At 70.8% G+C, this 23,886-nt stretch carries 26 protein-coding genes and 1 pseudogene; 11 read left to right on the forward strand and 16 right to left on the reverse strand.

The window, feature by feature from the left end; translation table 11 throughout:
- Positions 1–6: 6 nt before the first annotated feature.
- From F4561_RS17800 to F4561_RS17820, 5 genes are read right to left on the reverse strand one after another with little or no spacing between them, the layout of a single operon-like run.
- Positions 7–942, reverse strand: a complete 936-nt coding sequence (locus F4561_RS17800) for an MBL fold metallo-hydrolase (RefSeq protein ID WP_184580490.1) — start codon at positions 940–942, stop codon at positions 7–9.
- Positions 939–1,868 carry an alpha/beta hydrolase gene (locus F4561_RS17805; protein ID WP_184580492.1) on the reverse strand — a complete coding sequence of 310 codons (930 nt, stop codon included), beginning with the start codon at positions 1,866–1,868 and terminating at the stop codon, positions 939–941. Before F4561_RS17805 ends, F4561_RS17800 begins: the two co-directional genes overlap by 4 nt.
- Positions 1,865–2,992, reverse strand: a complete 1,128-nt coding sequence (locus F4561_RS17810; RefSeq protein WP_184580494.1) for an FAD-dependent monooxygenase — start codon at positions 2,990–2,992, stop codon at positions 1,865–1,867. Before F4561_RS17810 ends, F4561_RS17805 begins: the two co-directional genes overlap by 4 nt.
- 14 nt (positions 2,993–3,006) lie before the next feature.
- Positions 3,007–3,960 carry a phosphotriesterase family protein gene (locus tag F4561_RS17815; protein WP_184580496.1) on the reverse strand — a complete coding sequence of 318 codons (954 nt, stop codon included), beginning with the start codon at positions 3,958–3,960 and terminating at the stop codon, positions 3,007–3,009.
- A 55-nt stretch (positions 3,961–4,015) separates the two neighbouring features.
- On the reverse strand, positions 4,016–4,489 hold the full coding sequence (locus F4561_RS17820; RefSeq protein WP_184583793.1) for a phosphotriesterase family protein: 474 nt from the start codon (positions 4,487–4,489) through the stop codon (positions 4,016–4,018).
- A gap of 218 nt (positions 4,490–4,707) precedes the next feature.
- Here F4561_RS17820 and F4561_RS32680 point away from each other — a divergent pair, with 218 nt between their 5' ends.
- Genes F4561_RS32680 through F4561_RS17835 form a run of 3 tightly spaced genes read left to right on the forward strand, consistent with a single transcriptional unit; the run spans position 4,708 to position 7,331 of the window.
- On the forward strand, positions 4,708–5,160 hold the full coding sequence (locus tag F4561_RS32680) for a cyanobactin maturation protease PatG family protein (protein ID WP_312885345.1): 453 nt from the start codon (positions 4,708–4,710) through the stop codon (positions 5,158–5,160).
- A 14-nt stretch (positions 5,161–5,174) separates the two neighbouring features.
- The gene (locus F4561_RS17830; RefSeq protein WP_184580498.1) at positions 5,175–5,378 is read left to right on the forward strand and encodes a hypothetical protein; all 204 of its coding nucleotides are present in this window, start codon (positions 5,175–5,177) and stop codon (positions 5,376–5,378) included.
- A gap of 18 nt (positions 5,379–5,396) precedes the next feature.
- Positions 5,397–7,331 carry a GNAT family N-acetyltransferase gene (locus tag F4561_RS17835; RefSeq protein ID WP_184580500.1) on the forward strand — a complete coding sequence of 645 codons (1,935 nt, stop codon included), beginning with the start codon at positions 5,397–5,399 and terminating at the stop codon, positions 7,329–7,331.
- Positions 7,332–7,421: 90 nt separating this feature from the next.
- Here the strand turns inward: F4561_RS17835 and F4561_RS17840 are convergent, their stop codons facing one another.
- Both F4561_RS17840 and F4561_RS17845 read right to left on the reverse strand, forming a co-directional pair.
- Positions 7,422–7,574: a hypothetical protein gene (locus F4561_RS17840; RefSeq protein ID WP_184580502.1), complete on the reverse strand. Its 153-nt coding sequence runs from the start codon at positions 7,572–7,574 to the stop codon at positions 7,422–7,424.
- Between the two features lie 121 nt (positions 7,575–7,695).
- Positions 7,696–8,157: a hypothetical protein gene (locus tag F4561_RS17845; protein ID WP_184580504.1), complete on the reverse strand. Its 462-nt coding sequence runs from the start codon at positions 8,155–8,157 to the stop codon at positions 7,696–7,698.
- Between F4561_RS17845 and F4561_RS17850 the strand changes: the two genes are divergently transcribed.
- A complete protein-coding gene (locus F4561_RS17850) occupies positions 8,156–8,536 on the forward strand; it encodes a TetR-type transcription factor C-terminal domain-containing protein (protein WP_184580507.1) in 381 nt (126 codons plus the stop codon). The genes F4561_RS17845 and F4561_RS17850 overlap by 2 nt on opposite strands.
- Entirely contained in the window at positions 8,520–9,305 is a 786-nt protein-coding gene (locus tag F4561_RS17855) for an IclR family transcriptional regulator (protein ID WP_184580509.1), read from the forward strand. Before F4561_RS17850 ends, F4561_RS17855 begins: the two co-directional genes overlap by 17 nt.
- Before the next feature lie 65 nt (positions 9,306–9,370).
- Here the strand turns inward: F4561_RS17855 and F4561_RS17860 are convergent, their stop codons facing one another.
- Positions 9,371–10,291 (reverse strand): MBL fold metallo-hydrolase, encoded by a 921-nt coding sequence (locus tag F4561_RS17860; protein WP_184580511.1) that lies wholly within the window; start codon positions 10,289–10,291, stop codon positions 9,371–9,373.
- Between the two features lie 392 nt (positions 10,292–10,683).
- Here F4561_RS17860 and F4561_RS17865 point away from each other — a divergent pair, with 392 nt between their 5' ends.
- Genes F4561_RS17865 through F4561_RS17880 form a run of 4 tightly spaced genes read left to right on the forward strand, consistent with a single transcriptional unit; the run spans position 10,684 to position 14,153 of the window.
- The gene (locus tag F4561_RS17865) at positions 10,684–11,706 is read left to right on the forward strand and encodes an ABC transporter substrate-binding protein (protein ID WP_184580513.1); all 1,023 of its coding nucleotides are present in this window, start codon (positions 10,684–10,686) and stop codon (positions 11,704–11,706) included.
- Positions 11,699–12,541 carry an ABC transporter permease gene (locus F4561_RS17870; protein WP_184580515.1) on the forward strand — a complete coding sequence of 281 codons (843 nt, stop codon included), beginning with the start codon at positions 11,699–11,701 and terminating at the stop codon, positions 12,539–12,541. Before F4561_RS17865 ends, F4561_RS17870 begins: the two co-directional genes overlap by 8 nt.
- On the forward strand, positions 12,541–13,341 hold the full coding sequence (locus tag F4561_RS17875; RefSeq protein ID WP_184580516.1) for an ABC transporter permease: 801 nt from the start codon (positions 12,541–12,543) through the stop codon (positions 13,339–13,341). Before F4561_RS17870 ends, F4561_RS17875 begins: the two co-directional genes overlap by 1 nt.
- Positions 13,338–14,153 (forward strand): ABC transporter ATP-binding protein, encoded by an 816-nt coding sequence (locus F4561_RS17880; protein ID WP_184580517.1) that lies wholly within the window; start codon positions 13,338–13,340, stop codon positions 14,151–14,153. Before F4561_RS17875 ends, F4561_RS17880 begins: the two co-directional genes overlap by 4 nt.
- 702 nt (positions 14,154–14,855) lie before the next feature.
- Here F4561_RS17880 and F4561_RS17885 read toward each other — a convergent pair.
- The 4 genes from F4561_RS17885 to F4561_RS17900 are packed head-to-tail and all read right to left on the reverse strand — an operon-like array spanning position 14,856 to position 17,895.
- Entirely contained in the window at positions 14,856–15,152 is a 297-nt protein-coding gene (locus tag F4561_RS17885; protein WP_184580518.1) for a sulfurtransferase TusA family protein, read from the reverse strand.
- The gene (locus tag F4561_RS17890; protein WP_184580519.1) at positions 15,149–15,817 is read right to left on the reverse strand and encodes a class I SAM-dependent methyltransferase; all 669 of its coding nucleotides are present in this window, start codon (positions 15,815–15,817) and stop codon (positions 15,149–15,151) included. The genes F4561_RS17885 and F4561_RS17890 overlap by 4 nt, the downstream gene beginning before the upstream one ends.
- 50 nt (positions 15,818–15,867) lie before the next feature.
- Positions 15,868–17,157, reverse strand: a complete 1,290-nt coding sequence (locus F4561_RS17895; RefSeq protein ID WP_184580520.1) for an MFS transporter — start codon at positions 17,155–17,157, stop codon at positions 15,868–15,870.
- 51 nt (positions 17,158–17,208) lie between these two features.
- Positions 17,209–17,895, reverse strand: a complete 687-nt coding sequence (locus F4561_RS17900; protein WP_184580521.1) for an ArsR/SmtB family transcription factor — start codon at positions 17,893–17,895, stop codon at positions 17,209–17,211.
- A gap of 320 nt (positions 17,896–18,215) precedes the next feature.
- Between F4561_RS17900 and F4561_RS17905 the strand changes: the two genes are divergently transcribed.
- Positions 18,216–18,485 (forward strand): hypothetical protein, encoded by a 270-nt coding sequence (locus tag F4561_RS17905; protein ID WP_184580522.1) that lies wholly within the window; start codon positions 18,216–18,218, stop codon positions 18,483–18,485.
- A 345-nt stretch (positions 18,486–18,830) separates the two neighbouring features.
- Here the strand turns inward: F4561_RS17905 and F4561_RS17910 are convergent, their stop codons facing one another.
- The gene (locus tag F4561_RS17910) at positions 18,831–19,499 is read right to left on the reverse strand and encodes an ABC transporter ATP-binding protein (RefSeq protein WP_184580524.1); all 669 of its coding nucleotides are present in this window, start codon (positions 19,497–19,499) and stop codon (positions 18,831–18,833) included.
- Between the two features lie 29 nt (positions 19,500–19,528).
- Positions 19,529–21,259: an ABC transporter permease gene (locus tag F4561_RS17915; protein WP_376773666.1), complete on the reverse strand. Its 1,731-nt coding sequence runs from the start codon at positions 21,257–21,259 to the stop codon at positions 19,529–19,531.
- 43 nt (positions 21,260–21,302) lie between these two features.
- Between F4561_RS17915 and F4561_RS17920 the strand changes: the two genes are divergently transcribed.
- A complete protein-coding gene (locus F4561_RS17920; RefSeq protein ID WP_184580528.1) occupies positions 21,303–21,719 on the forward strand; it encodes a hypothetical protein in 417 nt (138 codons plus the stop codon).
- 3 nt (positions 21,720–21,722) lie between these two features.
- Here F4561_RS17920 and F4561_RS17925 read toward each other — a convergent pair whose 3' ends face one another.
- Together F4561_RS17925 and F4561_RS17930 are read right to left on the reverse strand one after the other, a co-directional pair.
- Positions 21,723–23,189 carry a sensor histidine kinase gene (locus F4561_RS17925; RefSeq protein WP_184580530.1) on the reverse strand — a complete coding sequence of 489 codons (1,467 nt, stop codon included), beginning with the start codon at positions 23,187–23,189 and terminating at the stop codon, positions 21,723–21,725.
- Positions 23,186–23,875: pseudogene (locus F4561_RS17930) on the reverse strand (response regulator transcription factor); the annotation flags it as partial. The gene F4561_RS17925 and the pseudogene F4561_RS17930, both read right to left, overlap by 4 nt.
- Between the last annotated feature and the right edge of the window lie 11 nt (positions 23,876–23,886).

Below are 23,886 nucleotides of genomic sequence, written 5' to 3' on the forward strand. Positions count from 1 at the left end.
CGTCGTTCAGAGCGTCGTGTCGTACTGCGGGCGATAGCCGTGCAGCGTGGTGAAGAACGGGGACGGTTCAAGGGTGGGGTCGCCCTGGTAGCCGAGTTCCGCGGCCACGGTGGCGAAGGGCGAGTACACGGAGTCTGTCTCCTGCAACCCGGCGCGTAGGCAGTGGTGCGCGGCCGTGCCGACTCGCTGCTCGATGTCGAGGCTCTCCTGCAGGGCCTCTTCGGCCTGGGCGGCGTCGAGCTTGACGCCGTAGGCCACCCCGTCCGTGCGGCGGTACGGGTGCCCGAGGTAGAGGTGCTGCGGCCGGATCTCATCGCGCAGGTACTCCAGGCCCGCGCGGTAGCCGGCCGGGTCCACGAAGCCGGGGAAGCCGTTGGCGGCCCCGTGGACCTGCACGGCGTCGCCGACGAAGACGGAGCGCTGGCCGTCGATCACGTAGGCCACCGATCCGGGCGTGTGCCCCGGGACGGAGTGGACGCAGACGGTGACGTCGCCGCCGAGGGAGAGGGTCTCGCCCCCCGTGACCAGCACGGTCGGCTCCATCTCGCCGGCGATGACCGCCTCCGTCGCGGCCGTCACCTTCGCCTCGCCTTCGGGGTCGCGCAGGTATTGTCCACGGCCGGCGCGATACTCCGCCACGTGGGCGCGGCGCGTGCGCAGCATCGGCGCGTCGGCCTCGTGGATCACGACTTGTGCCCGCCGGCCGGTGAGCTCCCACAGCGCGTGGGCACCGCCGACGTGGTCGATGTGGCCGTGGGTCAGCAGGATCCAGCGCACGTCCTCGATGCGGCGCCCGATGGCTTCGAGCGCGGGAGCCATGCCCTCGGCGGGCGAGGAGGCGATTCCGGTGTCGACGATGGCCGGCTCGGGCGCGTCGATGTAGAAGCTGTAGAGGCCGAACCGGCCCCACGGCGAGACCAGGGGGTGGACTTCCACGTTCATCCTGGCTCCGTGCCCAGGAATGCGGCCGTCTCCGTGAAGACTTGGTGATACTCCGGAATCCAGGAGAAGTGTTGGACGAATCCGTGACCGGCGCCCGCGTACCGGCTGACCGTCGCCGCCACACCGGCCTTTTTCAGTTTCTGCCCGTAGAGCTCGCCCTCGTCACGCAGCGGGTCGTGCTCGGCGGTGACGATGAGCGCGGGAGGCAGTCCGGTGAGGTTCGCCCGTTTGATCGGGGACACGAGCGGATCCGCCGGATCGGCTCCGCTGTCGATGTAGAAGGCGTTGAAGGGCTTCAGGGTGTCCGTCTCAAGGCCGTATCCCTCGGCGTTCTCCCGCAGCGATGGGTAACGATCGGGGTCGAAGTCCAAGTCGAGCGAGGGGTAGTACAGGATCTGGTGCGTGATGCGGTCGAAGCCGTAGCCGTGGGCCATCGCGGCGACGGCGGCGACGAAGGTGCCGCCCGAGCTGTCTCCGGCGATTGCGAGGGTCGTGCCGTCCCACGCCAGGCTCTCGCCGTTCTCCGCGGCCCAGCGCACCACCGCGTAGCAGTCCTGGATACCGGCCGGGTAGGCGGACTCGGGGGCCCGGCGGTAGTCGACGGAGACGACCTTGAGCCCGGTCTCGTTGGCCAGCGACCGCGCGACGTGGTCGTGCGTGTTGAGGCTGCCGAGGAAGAAGGCGCCGCCGTGGAAGTAGACCAACAGGCCGTGGGAGTCCGCCTCGGTGGGCGTGTAGACGCGGACTGGCACCTCACCCGCGGGCGTCGACGCGGCCACGTCCTCTACGGAGTGGAGCGGCAGGCGGTCCTCGAGGGGTGCAACCTCGGCCTCTTCCGCGGCCCGCATGGCGACCGGGTCGAGCGGCCCGTCGGGCGGGGCCGGCAGGTTGCGGACCACCTCGGCGATCTTGGGATGCAGCGTCATTGCTTTCCACTTTCCGTTTCAGCGGCCCCGGGCTTCTGCCCCGGGAAGACGTCGTCAAGTTCGTCCTCTGACCATCCTTGGCGCGAGATGCGCTGCAGCTCGTCCGTTTCCGGCTTGCGGGTCGCCTGGTACAGGGCCAGCGCCTGGGTGACGGAGTCCGCCTCGCTCAGGGCGTCGGCGAGGGCGCCGGCGTCCAGGATCGCGGAGTTGGCGCCCTGCCCCTGGTGGTGCAGCATTGCGTGGGCCGCGTCACCCAGGAGGACAGCGGAATCCGTGTGCCACGTGTCGACCGGGTCGATGTCGTAGACGGCGCGGATGTTGACGGTGTCCATGTCGAGGTCGCGAACGATGTTCACGATCCGCTCGTCGAAGCCGTCGACCTTCGCGAGCAGGTCGTCCTTCGTGACCACCGGCGTCCATCTGCTGTCCGGGCACAGTACGGTGATGTCGAACGACACCTGGTTGCGGTGGCGCAGGGGAAGCATGTAGATCTTCGTTCCCCTGCCGATGTACATCCGGAAGTTGTCATCGGTGACCATGCCGTGGGCATCGTCGGCGGAGATCACGGCGCGGTGGGCATGCTCGCCGGAGAACACCGGGTCCTTGGCGCTGAACAACTGCTGGCGGACCACGGACTTGATGCCTTCGGCACCGACCACCAGATCGGCGGTCACGGTGGCACCATTGGCGAAGGTCAGCGTCGCCGCGTCCCCGTCATCGGTGATGGTCTCCAGCTTGTGGCCAAGGTGCACCATACCCTCGGGGAGCACACCCAGGAGGGCGTCGATGAAGTCGCCGCGGTGGATCAGGTGGGTGGTCTCGCCGAAGGTGTCGATCTCGGGCCACGCCTCCTTCATGATCGGTTCGGCGGTGGCCTGGAGGACCTCGAAGTAGTCGCTCGGCGAGCTCGCCTCCGCGATCGCGTCGAAGATCCCCCACTGGCGGAACCGGCCCATGGTGGAGGGACGCAGACCGATGCCGGCGCCGACCTCCCGGATCCGGTTCGCCTGCTCGTACACGTTGACATTGACGCCGAGCAGGCTCAGGGCCTTGGCCGCCGCAGCGCCGCCGTACCCGGCGCCGACGATGGCGATGTTCAGGTTCTTCAGGTCTGAGGGCTGCATGGGTGTGGTCCTTGTCAGGTCCGGATCGTCAGGAAGTCGGCGGGGTTGTCGATGAGCAGCTTGGTGACTGTCGCCTCGGCCACGCCGGCGTCGCGCAGGTCGGGCACGAGATCTTCGAAGATGTAGTTCACGGTGTGTCCCTTCACGCCTGGCCAGCCCAGCGGGCTGCAGTTCGCATCGGCCGAGACCAGGAGCTGGTCGAGGTGCCCGTTGTTCAGGAGGCGGAGGAAGTGGTCCAGACGTTCCTGGCGCGGGCGGGCCCAGAACGGCAGGTCCTCGATCTCGGTCTCGTAGCCGAAGGTGTCGAAGCCGATACGGCCTCCCTGTTCGAAGATCCACTCGTGCGGAGTCCTCGGTGAGTTCAGGCCGTCGTCGGCGTGGCCGAACAGGACCCGGTCCAGCGGGAGTCCTTCCTCGGCGAAGATGGCGACCGCGGGTTCGGCGTCGATCGCCAGGTGGGTCAGGATCGGCACCCCGGTCGTCGCGGCGGCGCGGGCCGCCGCGCGGTAGATGCGCTGGTCCAGCTCCGTCATGCGCCCACCGCGGCTCACGCCGACCTTGATGACGCCGGCGCGGCTACCGGTGTCGCCGATGCCCACGGTGATCTCGTGCACGAAGTGCCGGGTCAGGTAGTCGACACTCGCCCGGGCGAAGAACGGCAGGGCGGTGTCGCCGCCGACGAAGCCCGTGCAGGCAACGATGTGGACCCCGGTCTTGGCGGACAGCGACTTGTAGTAGTCGACGTCGCGGCCGTTGCAGATTCCCGTCACGTCCACGAAGGTCCCGCCGCCGTACTCGCGGAACTGCCGCAGCTTCGGGACGGTCGCCTCGTAGTGCTCCTCGGGCATCCTCCACCACTGCGTGTCCAGTTCCGAGCCGGGCATGCCGTACCCGATGTGCTCGTGGACGGCCACGGCGCCCAGTTCTTCCGGGGGAATCGGCCCCAGGACGGTGTTCACTCTCGACACAACGCTCACCTCTGGAATGTTCGAAGCTCGATGGGCGTACGACGCTGTTTCCCGGTCAGCGCACCGACAGCAGGTCGCGCGGGTTGGCGACACGGATGCGCTGGACGTCCTCGTCGCTGAGGCCCTGTGCCGTGAGGAGGGGAACGAACGTCGAGGAGACGTAGCTGTACGGCAGGTCGTGGGCGGGTTGGCCCACCGCGGTGCCGATCGCGTTGCTCGACAGCAGGATCCGGTCCCCGTGGCCGGCCGTGACGAGCTCGGCGACCAGCGAGGCACGATCGGCATCGGTGAGGTGGGCGTCGTCGTCCAGGCCCACGTGGTCCAGGGCGACGAAGGCCCCGCGGCGGGCGACCTCGTGGGGGGCGCCGGCGGCGACCGCGTCCGCGCGGTCGAGCCCGCCGACGACGACGCGGTCGGCCGGGAGCTTCTCGTCCAGGACGACATCAAGGTCGCGCACGGCGTCAGCTCCGTACCGGATGGAGACCGGGACACGGGTACTCAGGGCCGTTCGGGCCGCGCCGCGGAACAGGCTCTCGTCGGTTCTGGACCCTGAACCTGGATCTGACCCCCATCTACGCGATCGAGGCCGCCGGCAGCTACTCCAAGGAGGTCTACGACCGGCTTGTACAGTTCCTGTCCCAGCAGCTCAGATCGGAAGACGACGCCGAGTTCATCGACCGGGTCTCCGTCCCGGGCCACCTGAGCGGACGCACCGTCAAGCTGTTCTCCGGCCAGGTGGTACCGGTCGTGGAGACCGACACCGTCCGCGGTCTGTACGGGTGGTCGGTGAACAGTCTGGCCAACGCCGTTGTCGGGTCCGCGACCGGCACGGGCAAAAAGGCCGACCAGAACGCCGAGGCGATGAGGGCCGAGGTAACGGAGTTCCTCACCCGCATCTACCACGACCTGCGCAACTTCGGCGCGACCTCGCGCGACCGGGCACTGAACTTCGCCGCCACCAACGCCGTGCAGGCCCGCGACACCCTCGCGGAGGCCCTGGGCAAGGGCTTGGCGCTGCAGGACATCGACGTCGAGAAGAGCCCGTTCGCCCGCCCCGACAGCGACTGCTGGGACGTCAAGATGCGCTTCTTCGACCCAGAGAACAGCCGGCGCGCCAAGCGCGTCTACCGCTTCACCATCGAGGTCAAGGACGTCATGCCGGTGACCTTCGGCGACATCCGCAGTTGGCCCGAAAGCTAGTCCGGGCGGCAGACATGGGCTTTCCCAAGCAGGCGCACCCGGTGCGCCGACCGGAACTCGTCGAGCCGGACGCAGCGCTCGCCCCCGTCGGCTCCGCGCCGTCGGCCACCGACCGGGTTCGCGAGCATCCGGCCTACAGCGCCAACTACAACGACCCGCCGAGCTATGCGCCGCCGGGCTACCAGCAGATGAGCCTGTCCGCCCCGTTCAGCGGCTGACGACGACCGGAGCCCCCGTTGCCTGACCGATCCACACCGTCAATCCGGCCCGCCTCCTGCTCCGAAACCCGCGGCGAGGATGCGGCGACCGCCACACCGCCGGTGGAAGAGTCCGCTTCGGGCCTGCTCCCATCCGAATCGACCGACCCGCCGGAGGCGCCCTCGCGGGGGCACCTCCCGGCCGAGGCCGTCGACGGGGCCGGGATCGTGCACGAACACACCCGCGGCGATCCCGAACTCACCGTCGGCGTGGTCGAGGGTCCGCCCGAACTGGCGCACCCCTGTTTCGCCGGGGCCGACGTGGACCTCGTCGACTGCTGGTGGCTCCCTTCGACCCCGCCCACCGACATCGCCGTCGAACACGGCACCTATGTCGCCAGCATGCTCTTCGGCCAGCCCGACAGCCCTTTCGAAGGGCTGGCCCCCCACTGCCGGGGGCGTTTCGCCGCCGCGCTTACCGACGACACAACCGTGCTCGACCCGATCAACACCGCCCGCGCCTTTGAAGAACTCATCGAGGCCGGCGCCGACATCATCCACTTCTCGGCCGCCCATCCGACCCTCTCCAACGACACCCACCACCTCCTCAAACGCGCGATCGACCACGCCGAGCGGGCCGACGTACTGGTGGTCGCGCCCGCGGGCAACGACTACGGCGAGTGCGATGTCGCGCCCGCCTTCCTGCACACGGTCCTCGCGGTAGGCGCCCACCGCCGCGACGGCACCGTGTTCGGCTTCAGCAACTGGGGCCCGGCCTACGAGGACCACGGCATCGTCGCCCCCGGAGAGGACGTTCTCGGCGCCACCCCGGCGGGAGGCGTCCGGGCACACAAGGGGACGAGCGTCGCCGCGCCCCTGGTGACGGGAGCCGCGGCCCTGCTGATGAGCCTGCGGCGCCACTCGGGGCTTCCCGCGGACCCGCTGGCCGTTCGCGACCTGCTCCTGGCCACCGCCCGGCCGTGCCCGCCGGACGACGGCGACGGCGACGGCGACGGCGACGGCGAACGGAAACGCTGCCTGCTCGGCAGGCTCGACCTGGCGGCCGCCGCCCGCCGGATCCTCGCCCAAGGGGCGGAGAACACGGGACATCCGGGGCTCGCCCGCTCCGATGGGGCCGCGCTGAGCGCCGTACGACTCGCCAGCACCTCCCCCGCACCGACAGGGGCGCCCGCCCTCGGGGAACCGGCCCGTCCTCAGAAGGTCGGCGGAGCCACGCTGACCACGCTCGCCCACCGCCCTGAGCTGGCCGCCGCACCGATGAACACGGCCGCCTGCGCACCGGAATTCCTGCGGCACGACCTCGTCGGACAGTGGGACGGCGAGTCCAACGTCGCGGCGCGCTTCGCCGACTACGCGGTCGTCGCCGTCGACGCGGCCGGAGAGATCGCCGGACGCGGCTGGGCCCTCCCGTTCCGGATGGCCGCACCGCTACGCGGCCACCTCCCCGACCGCGGGTGGGACCAGACCGCGACCTGGGCACTCTGCGACGTCCAAGCCGGCGTCGAGCCCGACACGCTCGCGCTCGTCGCTCTGGTGGTCTCCCCGGACCACAGCGGCGACGGCCTGGGCGAGGCCCTGGTGACCGCTGTCAAGGACATCGCCCGCACCGCCGGACTCCGCGAGGTCGTCGCTGCCGTGCGACCCGCCGCAAAGCACCGTGAACCCGAGACCCCCATGGCCGCCTATGCCCGCCGCACCCAATACGACGGACTGCCCGCCGATCCGTGGCTGCGCGTCCATGTCCGCGCCGGGGGGCACATCGCCGCGATCGCCCCTGCATCCATCACGGTCTCGGGCTCCCTAGCCCAATGGCGCTCCTGGACGGGACTGCCCTTCGACACCGCGGGCCCGGTCACGGTCCCTGGGGCCCTGGCGCCGGTGCACTGCCTGCCCGCCCAGGACCACGCGGCCTACGTCGAGCCCCATGTGTGGGTCCGCCACCCCCTCGGCTGACCGGCTGCCCACCCGCCGACTCGCGCGGACCGCGGACGGCGCGAAAGATCCGGGTGAAGACCGCAATCCCCGCACACGAAAGGTGACGACCTAATCCCATTCGATTACGAAGCGCACGACGTCACCCACTCCGCCCGCCCCAACATCACCTTCCCCAGCGACGGCCAGACCTTCGAGGTCGCCGCCCACGCGCTGAGCAAGCTCGACCAGAGCAAGAGCGAAGCGGTCGTGGAATAGCTGCACGCTGGCCGGCCCCTGAGAGCCGAAGCAATGCGGAGAGGACACTGGGAGACACCGCTAAGTGACCAACCAATGCGCCCTCACCACCGAGGGCGCAGACGCGCCCTACGCCTTGATAGCAGCGTCAGGATGAGCCGAGCTGCCGTCGCTTGGCTCGCCGCCGTAACCGAGGTTTGGTCGAAGCGTCCCTGGATTCCCCCTGCTTGATCAACCGACCCCAGCGCTCTTTATGAGAGAAGCGAGCTGCGATCTCGCGGCCGGTGGGCAGGTAACCGTCCTCATGGCGGTTATCCAGAGTCCACCGCCACACTTCGAGTTGGATCCTCGGTATCGCCTCTGATGGTCGAGCGGTCTCCGTGGTGACGGATGATGCGACTTCGTCGGCCACCTCAACCACGCGGGGCCGCGGGCGGCTCCCCAGACCGGGCTCGGGAGTGTGCTCGACCTCGGGCTGACCGGCCGACGCCGACTCGGTAGCGGGCTCATCCTCGTCCGTGAGCGCGGATTGCACATCGTTTGCGTTCGCCGTGCGTACGCTGTGGGCGTCGATGCGGAACTCGCGCATGAACAACTCGTAGGCGCCCATGAGCGCGAAGCTCGGCCAGGCGTGGATGACCCGGGACCACAGGGTCGGGTCGGCCGCCGCGGGCGCCTTCGCCACCCCCTACCCCGCGGAGGCCAGCCGGGTCGTCACCACGATGTGCGTGGCCGTGGCCACCTGGTACCGCCCCGACGGCCCACTCGCCCCCGAGGAGGTCGTGCGCCGCTACCTCACCCTCGCCCGCGCCACCGTGGGGGGCGCCGCCGGCGTAGCACTCCGGTCGCATGCGGCAGCGGGGGCGCCGCGGTCCTGCCGCGCGTGCATCCGGCCGGTATCGTCGACCACCGAGTCCGGGGCGACCTGGGACGTTGCCGTACCAGAGCCCTCGGCGCGTGGAGAGGCGAGCGATGGAGACCGGTCGTGACCGCGGCGAATCCAGGTCGGTGACGCAGCGCGCCCTGCGGTTGCTGGCCGCGTTCGACACCGACCACGTGGCGCTGACCCTGAGCGCGCTGGCCCGTCGCGCCGACCTGCCGGTGGCCACCTGCCATCGGCTCGTCGGGGAGCTCGTGGCGTGGGGGGCGTTGACCAAGGTCGACGGCCGGTACCGGATCGGCCATCGGATCTGGTACCTAGGGCTGCTGGCGCCCGTGCACCGTGATCTGAGCGAGATCGCCAACCCGTTCATGCAGGACGTGCTGCAGGTGACCAAGAACGTGGTCAACCTGTTCGTGCTGGACGGCGACCAGGCGCTGCTGTTGGAACGCATCAGCAGCACGCAGGTGGGCCCCGCTGTGCTGCGGGTCGGCGACCACGTGGGGCCGCACGCCACCGCGGGAGGCAAGGTGCTGCTCGCCCACGCCCGGCCCGACGTCGTCGACCGCGCGCTGCGCGCCCCGCACCGCTACACCCGGAACACCCTGGTCGGCGCGGAGTCCCTACGGCGGGAGCTGGTCCTGGTCCGCCGCCACGGCTACGCCACGACCGTCGAGGAGGTCGCGCCCGGCACCTCGGGCCTCGCCATCCCGGTGGCGGGGCACGACGGCACAGTGTTCGCGGCGCTCGGGGTCGTGATCGTGGGCAACAGGGTGAACCCGCGCCCCCTGGTGCCGGTGCTGCAGATCGCCGCGCGGGGAATCGCCCGCCAGGTGCGGCTGGCCGCCGGGTACGGCCACGAGAGCCTGGCCGAATAGGTGCCGCCCCGATTCCTGCCCTGCGGAGGTTTCCGGGCGCGCGGCCGCGCCCTGCCCCGCAGGCCCTAACCCTTCCGGGCCGGAACAGGGAAGCGCAGCCCGCTGCGGGCGACCGTCACCGGTCCGGGGAACATCGAGGCCGCCGCGGCGCGCCAGTACTCGTCCGGCGCCACCCCCGCCAAGTGGGACAGCACCAGGCGCCGGGCGCCGGACTTGGCCGCCACCCGGCCCGCCCCGTCCGGGGAGGTGTGGGACCGCTCCTGGTGGTGCAGGAAGGCGGCGCCGAACCCGCGGTCGCGGTAGTAGTCCAGGGCCACCGCCTCGTGCACCAGCAGGTCGGTGCCCTCGGCGAGGGCGGCGAGGGTGTCGCTTTCGGCGGTGTCCCCGGAGAGGGTCACCGATCCGTGGTCGGTGTCGAACCGGAAGGCGTAGGCGGGGAACACCGGCGGGTGCTGCACCAGAACCGCGGTGACCTCCACGCGGTCGTCGCGGTAGACGGGCACGGGCCGTGCCGCCGCCGCGTCGCCCGGCGTGCGGATGTCGTGGGCCGAGACCAGCCCGCCCAGTGGCGGGCGGCCCTCGTCGCTGGTGCGGATCGCGATGTCGTAGCCGAAGGCGTCGAACAGCGAGCCGACGAGCCGTTCGGTGCCCCCGGCGGCTCCGGAGTCCGTCCACGGGTCCGCGGACGGCCCGTGGATCGCCACCGGGGACGTGAAGCCGTCGACCGCCGCCCCCCAGTTCCACAGCAGGTAGGCCGACAGCTCTGCAACGTGGTCGGAATGGAGGTGGGTGACGAAGGCGGCGCGCAGGTCCCGGCCGCGAAGCCCGGCGGTGTGCGCGGCGCGGGTGCATCCGAGCCCGAAGTCGACGAGGTAGTAGGCGCCGTCGACCACCACGGCGGTGCTGATGCCCGCCTCCTCGGTGCGCAGCGCGGGCCCGGCCGCAACGCCCAGGGTGATGACCTCCATGCCGGTATGCCTGATCATCGTGGCGGTTTCTCCTCCGCGTCGCGGGCGGGTCGAGTGGAGGCGGCGGCTCCCGCCCCGTCGGGATACGACGAACAGCGTGCCGCCCGCCTCCCGGAAGGGGAACGGAGTTTTCCGTTCACCGGAAACCAGTCGACCAGCGCCGAGTGATCTGGTTCACGATGTCTGCCAGCCACGGCGCACCACAACGGACCGGACCTGCGCCGAAGCCGACAGCGGGAGGTGCGGATGCCAGGGCGAGACCCGCGCGTCGTCGCCGGTGCGCGTCCCGCGCCGCCGCGGTCCGTGCCGCGCCGTATACCCCCAGGCCGACCGCTCGGGCGGACGGGCGGGCGCCCCGCGCCCGAGTGCCCCCGGTGCTGCGCCGCACCCCGGCCGACGAGGAGAGGAAGATGAGTCGACCACACCACCCACCAAGGCCCCCCGCGCCGGGCGCCGGCCGCCGGACCCGACGCCGCCACTCGGCGCGGGCGGCGGCAGCGGTCGCCCTCCTGCTCGCCCTGACCGCCTGCGGGGTGGGGCAGGGCAGCGCCATCGAGATCGAGGAAGGCGATGTGATCAGGATCGGGGTCGTCCCCACGGCCTCTTTCGCCCCGCTGTACATCGCGATCGAGGAGGGATACTTCGAGCGCGAAGGGCTCGAAGTCGAGCTGCAGATGATGGACAACGCCGCGGCGGTCGCCCCGTCGGTGCTCAACGGCCAGCTCCAGATCGGCACCGCGGCCACCTCCCCCTTCATCTCCGCCATCAGCGAAGGGCTGCCGCTGCGCGCGATCGCCAACGCCACCGTGAACTCCCCGCCGGACGACGACGAGACAGCCCTGGTCGTGGCCGAGGACAGCCCGGTGACCCAGCCGCGTGACCTGGAAGGTCGGAAGGTCGCCGTCAATGGACTCGGAGCCCTGCCCTACGTGGCCGCCATGCAGGCCATTCGGGAGGACGGCGGTGACCCCGGCGCGGTCACCTTCGTCTCCGTCCCGTTCGCCGACATGGGCAGCGCGGTGGCCAATGGCCGCGTGGACGCGGCGGCACTGACCGAGCCCTTCCTTTCCCAGAGCGAGGCCGCCGGCAACACCATCCTCGCCGGCCTGTACTCGGCCGCGTTCGCCCCGGAGTCGACCACCACGCTGTACTTCACCGCCCTGCCGTTCATCGAGACCAATCCCGAGGTGGTCGAACGGTTCGTCCGCGCGGTGAACGGCGCCGGCGCCCGCGCCGTGGAGGAGCCGGAGCTGGTCGCCGAGGTCCTCGCCGAGTACGGCGGCATGGACCCCGACATCGCGGGGGGCATACGGCTGCCCGAGTACGGCACTGACCTCTCTGCCGACGGGATCGCGCAGGTGGGCGACGTGATGCTGACGAACGGCCTCCTGGAGGAGCCCATCGACGCGGGTGCGGTGATTCACGATGACTGAGCGTTCGACGGCTGTTGCCGATCGGCCCCGCCCGGCGCCCGAACGGCGGCGCGGCATCCGCCCCGCCAGGAACGGGGAGGCCGTGTGGCCGGGCGTGCTCGCCGTACTCGGCGTCTTCGTCGCCTGGGAGCTGCTGGCCCGCAGCGGGGTGCTGGACACCTCGGTCATTCCGGGGGCCGGCGCGGTGCTGGCCGAGATGGCGCGCCTTGCCGCCACGGGCGACTACTGGGCCGACCTCTGGCATACCGTCTCCGGCGCCCTCGCCGGACTCGGCCTCGTCATCGCCATCGGCACCGGCCTTGCGCTGCTGATCGGCCTGGTGCGGGCGGTCGAGGAGTCGACGTGGTTCCTCGTCGAGTTCCTCAAGCCCATCCCGCCCATCGCCCTGATCCCGCTGGGGCTGCTGCTGTGGGGCCCCGCAGCGACCATGAAGATCGCGCTGGTGACCTTCGGCGCGCTGTGGCCGTTCCTGACCCAGATGCTCTACGGCCTGCGGCAGACCAGCGGCGTGGCCTTGGAAATGGCCCGCTCCTACCGGCTCGGATGGTGGCAGACGGTCGCCCGCGTCCACATCCCCAGCCTGCTGCCCTTCGCGCTGACGGGGATGCGGATCTCGGCCTCACTCGCCGTGATCGTCGCGGTGGTGACCGAACTCGTCGGCGGCGCCGACGGGTTGGGGCAGACCATCACCGTGTCCCAGGCCAACGGCCTGATGCCCACGATGTACGCCTACATCCTCACCGCCGGCGTTCTGGGCATGGCGATCAACCTGATCTTCCGCCTGGCCGAGCGGTCCTTGCTGTTCTGGCACCCGTCCCAGCGAGAGGAGTCCTGATGCCCAGCGACCGTGCCCTGCAGGTGCTGCGGCGGGTGGCGCTGCGCGCGTGGCTGCCCGTGCTCGTGGTCGCCGTGTGGTGGGTGGCCACCTGGGACAGCGACTCGCTGTACTTCCCCTCCCTGCAGCACATCGTCGAGGTCTTCGCCCGCGACTGGCTCGGCGCGCGGATCGGCTCCGACCTCCTGCCCAGCCTCGGCAAGCTCCTCACCGGATTCGCACTGTCCGCGGTGCTCGGCGTGGGCCTGGGGCTGCTCCTGGGGATGGCCCCCATGGCGCGGGCCGCGGTGGGCCCCATCGTGTTGTTCCTGCGTTCGGTTCCCGGGCCGGTGCTGGTGCCGTTCGGCATCCTAGTGATCGGCATCGGGCCGTCGATGAACGTGTTCATCATCGTCATGGGCGCGGTCTGGCCGACGCTGCTCAACACCATCGACGGGGTCCGCAGCCTCGACGAGCAGCTCAGGGACATGGCCCGCTCCTACCGGCTCACCCGGGCCCAGCGCATCCGCTCGGTGATCCTGCCCAGCGCCGGCCCGCAGATCTTCGCCGGCCTGCGGGTCAGCCTGCAACTGTCCATCATCCTGGTCGTCGTCTCGGAGATGGTGGCCTCCACCAACGGCATCGGCTACTACGTCCTGCTGTCCCAGCAGACCTTCCAGGTGCCTGAGACCTGGGCGGGCACGCTGCTGCTGGGAGCGCTCGGCTATCTGGCCTCCTTGGCCTTCGTCCAGGTCGAACGGCGCGTGCTGGCCTGGCAGATCGGGATGCACGCCACCACCGGAAAGGAACTGAACGGATGACCCTCACCACTGATCACGGCCCCCTGCTGCGCGTCTCCCACCTGAGCAAGCGCTACGGCGGCGCGGACGCCGCACCGGTGCTCGCCGACGTGTCCTTCGAGGTCTCCCCCGCCGAGTTCGTCTGCGTGGTCGGGCCTTCAGGGTCGGGCAAGACGACGCTGCTGCGCTGTGTCGCCGGGCTGCTGGCGGCCTCGGGCGGGACCATCGAGTTCGAGGGCGAGCCCGTCGTCGAACCCCCCGCCAGGATGGCCGTGGTCTTCCAGGACTACAGCCGCTCGCTGCTGCCGTGGATGACCGTGGGCCGCAACGTCGACCTGCCGCTGCGCACCAAGTCCACCCGGGCCGAACGGGAGGTGCGCTGCGCAGAGGCCCTGGAGTCGGTCGGTCTGGGCGGCAAGGCGAAGCTGTACCCGTGGCAGATGTCCGGAGGCATGCAGCAGCGGGCGGCGATCGCACGCGGGCTGGCCTACCGGCCGGATGTGCTGCTGATGGACGAGCCGTTCGCGGCGGTCGACGCCCAGACCCGCATCGAGCTGGAAGACCTGGTGCTGCAGCTCCGCCGGGAGTACGACACCACGATCCTGTTCGTCACCCACGACATCGACGAGGCGGTGTACCTGGCCGATCGGGTGATCGTGCTCTCCGGCGCGCCGACGAGCGTGCGCGAGGACATCGTGGTCGATCTTCCCCACCCGCGGGACCAGGTGGACACCAAGAGCCTGCCGCGCTACGCCGAGCTGCGCACCCGGGTGTTCACCCTGATCCAGGAGGCGAAGGCCCAGGCCCCGAGCACGGTGTCCGGCCCGTCCTGACCGACCGCGGGCGGGCCCCGGGCCGGTGCCGCCGTGCGCGTCGGCGCCGCACAACCACTTCGGGACCGTTGACACCGCGACCGCGGCGTGTGCCGCTGATGCGGCGGACCGAGCGTTCGATCGGTACGGGGCGGGGATGGCCATCGGGATGCGGCACACGCAGCGTGCCCGGGAGCTTGCCGAAGCCACGCGTCGCTTCGTCCGGGAGGCCGTGCTGCCGGTGGAGGAGCGCCACGACGGCGACACCGCGGCGCTGGCCGCCGGGGCGCGCGTCATCTGGTTCCCCACCGCCGGCTCCCACACCCAGAGCACCGCGGGCCTGCCGCGGCTGTGCGGCGCCGTCGCGGGCCTGAGCGACCACACCTACGCCCTGCCGCCGCTGGACCCCGCCGCGACCGCACCGCGCCCGGCGATCACCGCCTCGGCCGCCTCACGCTGCCACCCCCGCGAGGACTCCCGGTCCTGGACCGTGTCGTCGATGTCCGACCGTAGAAGGCGAACCCCAGACCGCGGGGTTGATCCTCAGGGCGCTCTCGTCTGCCCTTGCGTCGGCCCGACTTCATCAACCTCTGCAACGGGTCGTGAACGGTTTCCTCTCCGATCTCCGCCATACCGCCCCTTCCACCGATCCGGGTCCCTACTTCCCGAACGCAGCGCATAGCCGACTATGACGGCGAATACTGATACGTGGGCTCGTCAGCATCACCTACCGAGATGCCAGGGCCGATCGGGGCGGGTCGGGCGAGGGGCGGCGCTGACGCGCACGGCGTGGACCAGGCCGGCACCGGTTTCGGCCGCACCGAGATAGGTGTGGCCGGTCAGGTGGCACCAGGCGGGAAGATCCAGCGGAGCGGCCGGGTCGGTGGTGGTCACATGCACGACGGTGCCCGCGGGCAGGCCGGCGATGCGGTCGCGCAGCCGGATCAGCAGCACCACACAGACCAGCCCGGTGCCGTCGACGACCGCATCGGCGCCGGGCAACGGCGCGGCGCCGCTCACCGGGGGCGACGCTGGGTGATGCGCCAGAGGCGGCGCGGCAAATCGCCCTCCTCGAAGGCATGGACCTCGTCGAGCTCCCAGCCGCGGGCGAGGCGCTCGACCAGCTCCCGGGAGAAGAAGTGCACGGCGAATCCGCCGTGTTCGAAGATGTCGTCGCCGTGGGAGGTCCCGGCGCCGTAGTGGGCATCGCCGGTGTGGCGGACGGTGTAGACGAAGGTACCGCCGGGGCGAAGCACGCGGGCCACCTCGGCGACCAGGGCGGTGATCTGGGTTGTCGACAGCGCCATGCACAGCAGCATGTGCGCGAACACCCCGTCCACGCTCGCCGAAGCCAGCGGCAGGGAGTCGCGGACGTCGTGGGCCATGGTCGCCAGCCGACCGGTGAGCTGTTGGGCCTCGGCGTCCTGTTGGAGCTGGGCCAGGCCGCTCTGGCTGACGTCGGTGGCGGTGACACGAAAGCCCGCGCGGGAGAAGTGCAGGGCGTCGCGGCCGTGGCCCGCACCCAGCTCCAGCACATCCTGTGCCCCCGCGTCGGCGAAGACCGCGGCGGCGTGCACGGCCGGGGACGAGGGGGCGTGGCCGTACATGCGCGGATGGTCGGTATAGGTGTGCTGCCAGTGCGTGCGCTGCTGCTCGGCCAGATCCGGGTCTGGACCGGTGGTCATGGTGGACTCCTCGCGAATGGTGGCGGATGGACCACCGGTACAGGGCCGCGTCAGCCTGCCGGGCGGCGGGCGCGGCGGGCGGCGAAGGGCACGATCGCCAGGGCGAGGACACCCCCGCCGACGGCCAGGGCGGGGAACCCCGCGGCGGCGACCACCACGCCGCTGAGGATTCCGCCGCTCGCGCCGGCCAGGGCCACGCCCACGTCCACCGCGCCCTGGGTGCGGGCCCGGGTAGCCAGGGCGGCGGCGTCGGTGACCATCGCGGTTCCGGCGAGAAGGCCGAAGTTCCAGCCGAGCCCTAGCAGGGCCAGCGCGGTCGCGAGCACGGCCACCGACGTGACCGGGCCGGTGGCGGCCACCAGACCGGCGGCGAGCAGGGTCACACCCGCAGCGACCAGCACAGGTTTGCGGCCGAGGCGGTCCACCAGGACGCCGGTGAGGGGCGAGGGCAGGTACATGAAGGCGACGTGCACGGCGATGACCAGCCCGGTGGCACCCAAGCCGTGGCCGTGGGCCTGCATGTGGATCGGAGTCATGGTCATGATGGCCAGCATCACGATCTGGGTGAGCACCATCGCGGCCCCGCCCAGCGCGATACCCGGGTTGAAACGCCCCGGCACGGGCCTCGGGGACGCGGGTGCGGCCTCGGACGCGCCGGCACCCGCGGGCACTCCCGCGGCGGCGGGTGTGAGAGCCATGTTGCGGGCGTGCAGCAGCGGGTCGGGGCGCAGGAACCCCCACAGGACGAGCGCGGCCAGGCCATAGGCGGCCGCGGCCAGCACGAACGGACCGGCCAGGGCGGGCGCCCCGACGATGTATCCGAGGCCCTGAGTGGCCTCGGTAAGGTTGGGGCCGGCCACCGCTCCCAGGGTCGTGGCGACCAGAACGGTACTGATCGCGCGCCCCCGCCGGTGCGGAGCGGCCAGGTCGGCTCCGGCGTAGCGGGCCTGCAGGTTGGTGGCAGTGCCCGCGCCGTAGACCAGCAGCGCGGCGAAGAACAGCCCGATGCTGTCCAGGGCCGCCGCGGCCACCACCCCCGCACCGCCCGCGGCGCCGGCGGCATAGCCCGCGACGAGACCCGGGCGCCGACCCCGGCTGTGGGAGATCCGGCCCACCAGGAACGCGGCCCCGGCCGAGCCCAGGGTGAACAGGGCGGCGGGCAGCCCGGCCAGGCTGCTGGTCTCCAGCATGTCCTGGGCCAGCAGCGCGCCGACGGTGACTCCTGCGGCCAGACCGGCACCGCCCAGGACCTGGGCGGCGGCCACGGTGATCAAGGTGCGGCGCTGCAGCGCGCCGGGAACGGCGCCCGCGCTGCGGGCATCCGAGGTGGTGGCGGCCATGTGCGGCTTTCCTTCCGTGGCGCGGCAGGTCGGCGTGAGTGTCCTGGGGGGTTATGCGGAGGCGGTGTGGACGGGGTGCCCGGAGGCGCGCCACTCCAGCAGGCCTTCGTTGAGGCGGTAGGCGCGGCGTCCGTGGGAGCGCAGGACGCGCACCGCGTCCACCGCCATCACGCAGTAGTCGCCGCGACAGTAGGCCACGATGTCGGCATCCTCGGGCACCTCGTCCAGGCGCCGGGTCAGCTCATCGACGGGAATCGACACCGCCCCGGGCAGGTGGCCCGCGGCGAACTCGGCCTCGGGCCGCACATCCAGCACCAGAGCGCTGCCCTCATCGAGGCGGGCCAGCAACTCGGCGCGATCGACCTCCTCCACCTCGCCCTGGCCAGGGCCGGCGAAGTGGTGCCAGGCCCGTTCGACCTCGGCCAGATGGGTGCCGGCGACCCGCTGCACCAGCGAGAGCAGGGCGGCGACGTCGTCGCCGGCCAGCGCGTAGAAGACATGGTTCTTCACACGGTGGGTGCGCACTAGTTGGGCGCGTTTGAGGGTCTGCAGGTGCGCCGAGGTGGTGGAGACACCCAGCCCCAGGATCTGGGCCAGCGACTCCACCGAGCGCTGGCCTTGGGCCAGCAGGTCGAGCATCTGCAAGCGGGTGGGACTGCCCAGCGCCTTACCGACCCGGGCGAACTCGCCCCACAACTCGGCGCGACCCGCCTCCCGAACATCTGTTCCACTATTCATTGGAATAGCATAACCGACTAGCTACACGCGTGCCATGCCGACGGCCGTGCAGCATCCGCTGACGGTGAAGCCGGTCGACGTATCAGCCCGGATCACGCTACGAGTAGCAGCCCTGGTCCGGACCCTGGTGCTTACACCACCGCCGTGCCGAACGGAACCAGTTGACCTCCGACACGTTTGGGATTCCGGGCATTCTTTATTCATGATCGTTGAAGGGCGGAACCGGCCGTCATCCCCTGCTGTCGTAGAGGGACGTTAGAGCCCTGCATGTATCCCCCAGGCCATATCCAAAGCGGCGGCGAAGACGCAGCAGGAGTGTCATGAGCAGCACCGAGGACACCGGGTATGACGCCGGAGAAGTACTGGGGCCGAACCATCCTCTGGTGTCGGGGACGGTGCCGCTGCCTCCGCCGCTGACCACGACCGCGCCGCTACTCCTCAACACCCACGAGTTGTCGTGGGAGGCGGTCGAGCACCTGGTAGCGGCGCTGGCTCCGCAGGTGGACCGGGCCCGCGAAGCGCGACTGTACGGACGGCGCGGCCAGGCTCAGCTGGTGGGCCCTCGGGAGCTGGAAAGAGCCACACCCTGACCCACACCGCGATCCAGCTGGCCGCTTCCGGGCGGTTTCCCGCCCTCGCACGCACCGGCGTCTATCAGGCACGGCGTGGCCCCGCGGTTCGATCGGGCCCCGCCTGGAAGGCGAGCAAGGAAACAGGACGGTGAGAACACATCGTGGACGGGGTTGGGAGCCGCCTTGCCCACCGCGGAGAAGCGTCGACGCCTTCGGCTCGAAGCTCACCGCAGATCAACGCGTCCCTATCGCCCCCAACTGCGCTCGGGAGGAAGTCCATGTTGACAAGGTTGACAATGGCGTGAAAACCAGCTCTCCTGACGCAGGCGTGCGAGGTTTTCGCCGGGACCGCGCCGGCGCCCGCTAGGATCCCGGCGGGGCCGGGAAGGCCGCGCGCGGCGCCGCACCCCGCGATCCGGACCGTTCCGAGACCTGGCCCCGCTGGATGTGCAGGTGCCGCTCAGCGCGGTCGGCCACCGCCGAGTCGTGCGTGACCAGGACGAGGGCCAGCCCCCGTTCCCGCCACAGGTGCTCCAGCAGCTCCAGCACCTCGGGATCCTTGACAAGGGCGCGGGCGATGGCCACGCGCTGCTGCTGGCCGCCCGAAAGCTCGGAGGGAAGGTGCGCGACGCGCTCCGCCAACCCCACGTCGGCCAGCGCCCCCTCGGCGCGCCTGCGGCGCTCGGCACCGCCCGTGCCCAGGGGCGCCAGCGCCGTCTCGACATTCTCCACCGCCGACAGCCTCGGGATCAGGTTGAAGTTCTGGAAGACGAACCCGAGTCGCTCCGCCCGGAGCCGGGCGAGACTGCGCCCGCCCGCCGCGGACAGGACGGTGTCGTCCAGCCTGATCTCGCCCGAGGTCGGCCGATCCAGGGCGCCGAGCATCTGCAGGAGAGTCGACTTGCCGCCGCCCGTGGGCCCTTGGACGGCGACCAACTGCCCCTTGGGGATGGTCAGGTCGACGTTGCGCAGGGCGCGTACGGTGCCCCGGGATTGCTGGTAGTTCTTCACCAGACCGGTGAGTGTGTACACGTCGGACTCCTTCGACAGGTAGGTTCGGATCAGGCCAGGGACCGCAGCGCTTCGGCCGGGCGCAGCCGGGACGCGCGCCAGCCGCCGAATGCCCCGGCGAGAAGCCCGCCGAGAGCCGCCAGCGCTATCGCCACGACGATCAGCTGCACGGAGATCGGCGCGGTGAGAACGATGTCGGAGGTCTGGCCGCCGCCCTGATCGGGCATGGCCCCCCTGCCCCCGCCGGGATCCAAGACCGTGCCGCTGCCGGCACCGTCGGGGCTGTCCGCACCGCCGGGGCCCTGCCCGGCCCCGCCGCCCGAGGTATCCGAGGTGAGTGTGAGCTCCGCGGCGTTGACGGCCAGCACACCCGCGACGCCGACGGCCGCGCCGACCACGCCGCCGATCAGCGACTGCACCACCGACTCGCCGGCGACCTGGCGCACCACCCGGCCGTTGGACCAGCCCAGGGCCTTGAGCGTGCCGAACTCGCGGGTCCGCCGCGCCACACCCGAGCCGGTCAGCAGCGCAGCGATCAGGAACGCCGCGGCCAGCACGATCACCGACAGCCAGGTACCGAGTTGCGACAGCAGGGAGGAGGCCGTGGCCAGCGATCCCGAAACAGTGGAGGCCAGCTCCTGCTGGGTGTTGACCTCTGTGTCGGGCAACTCCTCCTCGATGCCCGCGCTGACCTGGTCAATCGCCGTTGACGAGGCGGCCTGCACGTAGATGTCGCTGACCTCGCTGTCCAGGTCGGCAAGCTGCTGGGCGGTGCCGAGGGGGACGTAGACGTCGGTCGTGCTTTCGCCGGTGGCCGAGGTCGAGGAGACCAGCCCGACTATCTCGAACTCCTCACCGCCGATCTCCAGGGTGTCGCCGGTGACGAGTTCGGAGTCGGTCGCATAGTCGGAGTCGACAACGGCCTTCTTCTTGCCGGCGTCGTCCTCCGTCAGTGAGCGCCCGTCGGCGACTTCGACCGCCGACATCGGGCCCACCGAGGACTTCCCGGGGTCCAGCCCCAGCACGGAGAAGGAGCCGACGTCGAAGGAACTGCCGCCCTCGCCGCCGCCTCCGGTCGGTGGGCCCCCCTGACCCTGGTCCTGGCTCTGCGACATGTCGGGCATCTCGCCCTGGAAGGTGGTGTTGTTCAGCGAGAGGGTGGCCGCGGCGCGCTCGACGCCGTCCACGCCGAGCACTTTCTCCAGCTCGGCGGCGTCGAAGGTGGCGGTTCCCGGCGCGGTGGTCAGCTGGGACTCGGCGAGACTGGTGCGCCCGTCCTCGCTCGTCCCCTCGCCGGAGCCGAACTCGAACATCCCCGGCCCACCGCCGCCGCCATCGCCGCCTTCGGCGGGCGCCGAAGCTTCCTGGGAGACGGTGATGTCGGTGCCGACGCCGTAGACCGCCTCCAGGGTGCTCTCCTGCGCGTTCTCGACGCCCGCCGACAGACTGTTCACGACCATCACGAGCGTGATAGCCAGAGCCATGCCAGCGGCGACGAGTATGGACTGCTTCCGGCGGTTGGCCAGCTCACGCCTCAGATAAGTGAAGAACATGGAAGCATCTGCCTTCGGATCGCGGTGCCTGCGGCTACTCACCCCGGCCCTGCCGGAGCGAAGGGTCTGCGGGGTACTGGAGCAGCACGTTAGGGACGAGGTGTGGCACAACCCTGAGGAATGTGTAGGAGAAACCTGTGAAGGCGGGCCCGGTTCAGGGCGCCGCAGCGCCATAGCACCGCCCCATGACCGCGCGACGCAGCGGCGGGGCCGTGTTGGAGCGCACATCAGCCGAGCGGGGGCTAGCCTCACGGGCCCCGATTTCAAGGGGATGCGGCGCTATCTGCGCACGACCTACTCGGACGGCGTAAGCCCTGAGGGGATGCAGCCCGACGTTCCCACCCGGGTCATTCCCGGTGTGCAGCAGCCTTTGGCCATCGCGATGTTCGTCCGGCGGGCCGGCCTCAGTGGGCACAGTCTTCGCCCACCGGCTCGCCGACCAACTGAGCGCCCGGCCCTCGTCCACTCCCTACCAGGTCCGCTCCAGGACGCCGTGGTCGCCGCTTACCAGAACGCCTTGGCCCCGATCTACGGCTACCTGGTACCGGTCTTCCTCATCGGCGTCATCCCCGCGTTCTTCCCACCGGAGAAGAAGCTCTCCGAGACCGATACCCCCGCGGCAGGAGGACGCCGAAGAAGCGGGAGAAACAGGGAAGGGGAGGCGCCCGCCGAGGCTCCTCCGCGTTGACAGCTACCCGCCTGCCGGAATGGCGAGCGTGAAGGCCGTGCCCCGCCCAGGGGCGGAGTCGACCGTGATGAAACCGCCGTGGGCGATGACGAAGGACGCGCTGATGGACAGTCCCAGACCCGCTCCCCCGCGCGAGCACGACTCATCCACCCGGTAGAAGCGCTCGAAGAGGTGCGTCACTCGCTCCTCGGGTATACCGGGCCCTTGATCGCGCACCACGACGACGGCGGCCTCGGCAGTACCCGCCGGAAGTGCGCCGATCGAGGCGGCACCCGCGGGCGGCGCGGCGGCCGATCGCCGGACGGATATGCCTACCGGAGTGCCCGGCGGTGTGTGCGTGACAGCGTTACCGACGAGGTTCTCCAGTACCTGGCGCATCCGCTCCGCGTCACCCACCGCGTGCACCGGCGCGGGCACCTCCACATCGATGCGCGTCTCGCGGGTGCGCACCCGCACACCCGCGGCCACCTGTTCGGCGATCTCACCCAATTCGATGTCGGTGCGGTCCAGCATCGGTGCCTCGTCGAAGCGGGCGAGCAGCAGTAGGTCCTCGACCAGGCCGGCCATGCGTCCCGCTTCCTCCTCGATCCGCGACATCCAGCGGTCGGCGCGGGGATCCTCCGCCACCACGCCCTGGGCGCGGCCCTGCCGGTACAGCTCGGCGAACCCACGGATGGAGGACAGAGGGGTCCGCAACTCGTGGGAGGCGTCGGCGACGAAGCGCCGCGTCACGGCCACCGACCGGCCCCGCTCCAGCATGGCCCGCGACAGGCCCGAGAGCATCGCGTTCAACGCGGCGCCCAGGCGGCCGGCCTCGGTGGCGGGGTCCTGATCGGGGATCCGGCGGTCGAGGTTGCCCTCGGCGATGCCCTGAGCGGTGGCCTCGATCTCGTGCAGCGGCCGAAGCTGCAACCGGACCGTGGCCACCGCCGCGAACCCCAGCAGAATCAGCACGACCAACCCGACCCTGATCTCGATCAGCGTCAGCTGCCTCAGCGTACCGTCGACATCCTCCAGCGACTGGGCGGCCACCTGCACCGTCCCGTCGTCCTGGGGCGAGGTCACCACCCGCCACCGGCTCTCCCCGTAGATACCGGGCACTGTGAACGGACGCCCGGCCCGCTCACGCAACTGCCCCACGCTCATGGCGGAGACGTCGGGGATGGCGGTATCGGAACTGGTCCGACCGACCACGTCGACAACCTCGCCGTCGGCGTCGACGGTCAACGTGCGCAGATCGGTGGGAAACGGTACCGAACGAGCCTCTGCGTCGGGCGGCGGCCCCTCGAGGAAGGGCCCGGCGAGCAACGTGTGCAGCCGGGCGTCGACCTCCTGCGTCAGCGACCTGTGCAGCAGCAGCGTTCCCGCACCTCCGAACAGCAGCAGGCATACTGTCGTCAGCCCCAGGGTGACCGCGGTCAGGCGCCATCCCAGCCCCCTGGGCAGCAGCCTCCAATTACGCCGCCTCATCGGCCTTCTCCCCGATTCAATAGCAGCGTGTAGCCCACGCCCCAGACCGTGTGGATCAGCGGGGTGCGGCCGCTGTCGATCTTGCGCCGCAGGTAGCTGATGTAGGTCTCCACCACCCGTGTGTCGCTGGAGTCCCCACCCCACACTCGGTCGAGGATCTGGGCCTCGCTGAGGATCCGGCCCTCGTTGAGCATCAGGTAGCGCAGCAGCGCCAGTTCGGTGCGCGACAGCTGGATCGGCGTGCCGCCGCGCCACGCCTCGTGGGCCTCCTCGGAGAGTTCCAGATCGGCGTAGCGCAGTCGTGACTCCTCGCGTTGCGCGCCGACGCGCCTGAGGATGGCCTTGAGCCGCAGCAGCACCTCGTCCAGGCTGAAGGGTTTGGTGACGTAGTCGTCGGCACCCGCCCGCAGTCCCGCCACGCGATCGTCGACTGAGCCGCGGGCCGTCAACAGCAGTACGGGCAGATCGGGCAGTACACCGCGCAGATCCGAGATGAGGTCCAGCCCGCTGCGGCCCGGCAGCATGATGTCGACGACGGCGATATCGGGAGTGAAAGCGGAAAGCGCGACCAGGGCCGCCCCGGCTTCGGTCGCTCCCCGGGTCGCATAGCCGCTCAGTTCAAGTGAGGCGGTCAGCAGTTCCAAGATGTTGGGATCGTCCTCGACGAGGAGGACATACGCCGCGGCATCCGGCGGCC

Origin of the sequence: Lipingzhangella halophila (genome assembly GCF_014203805.1) — a bacterium.
Lineage (GTDB): Bacteria > Actinomycetota > Actinomycetes > Streptosporangiales > Streptosporangiaceae > Lipingzhangella > Lipingzhangella halophila.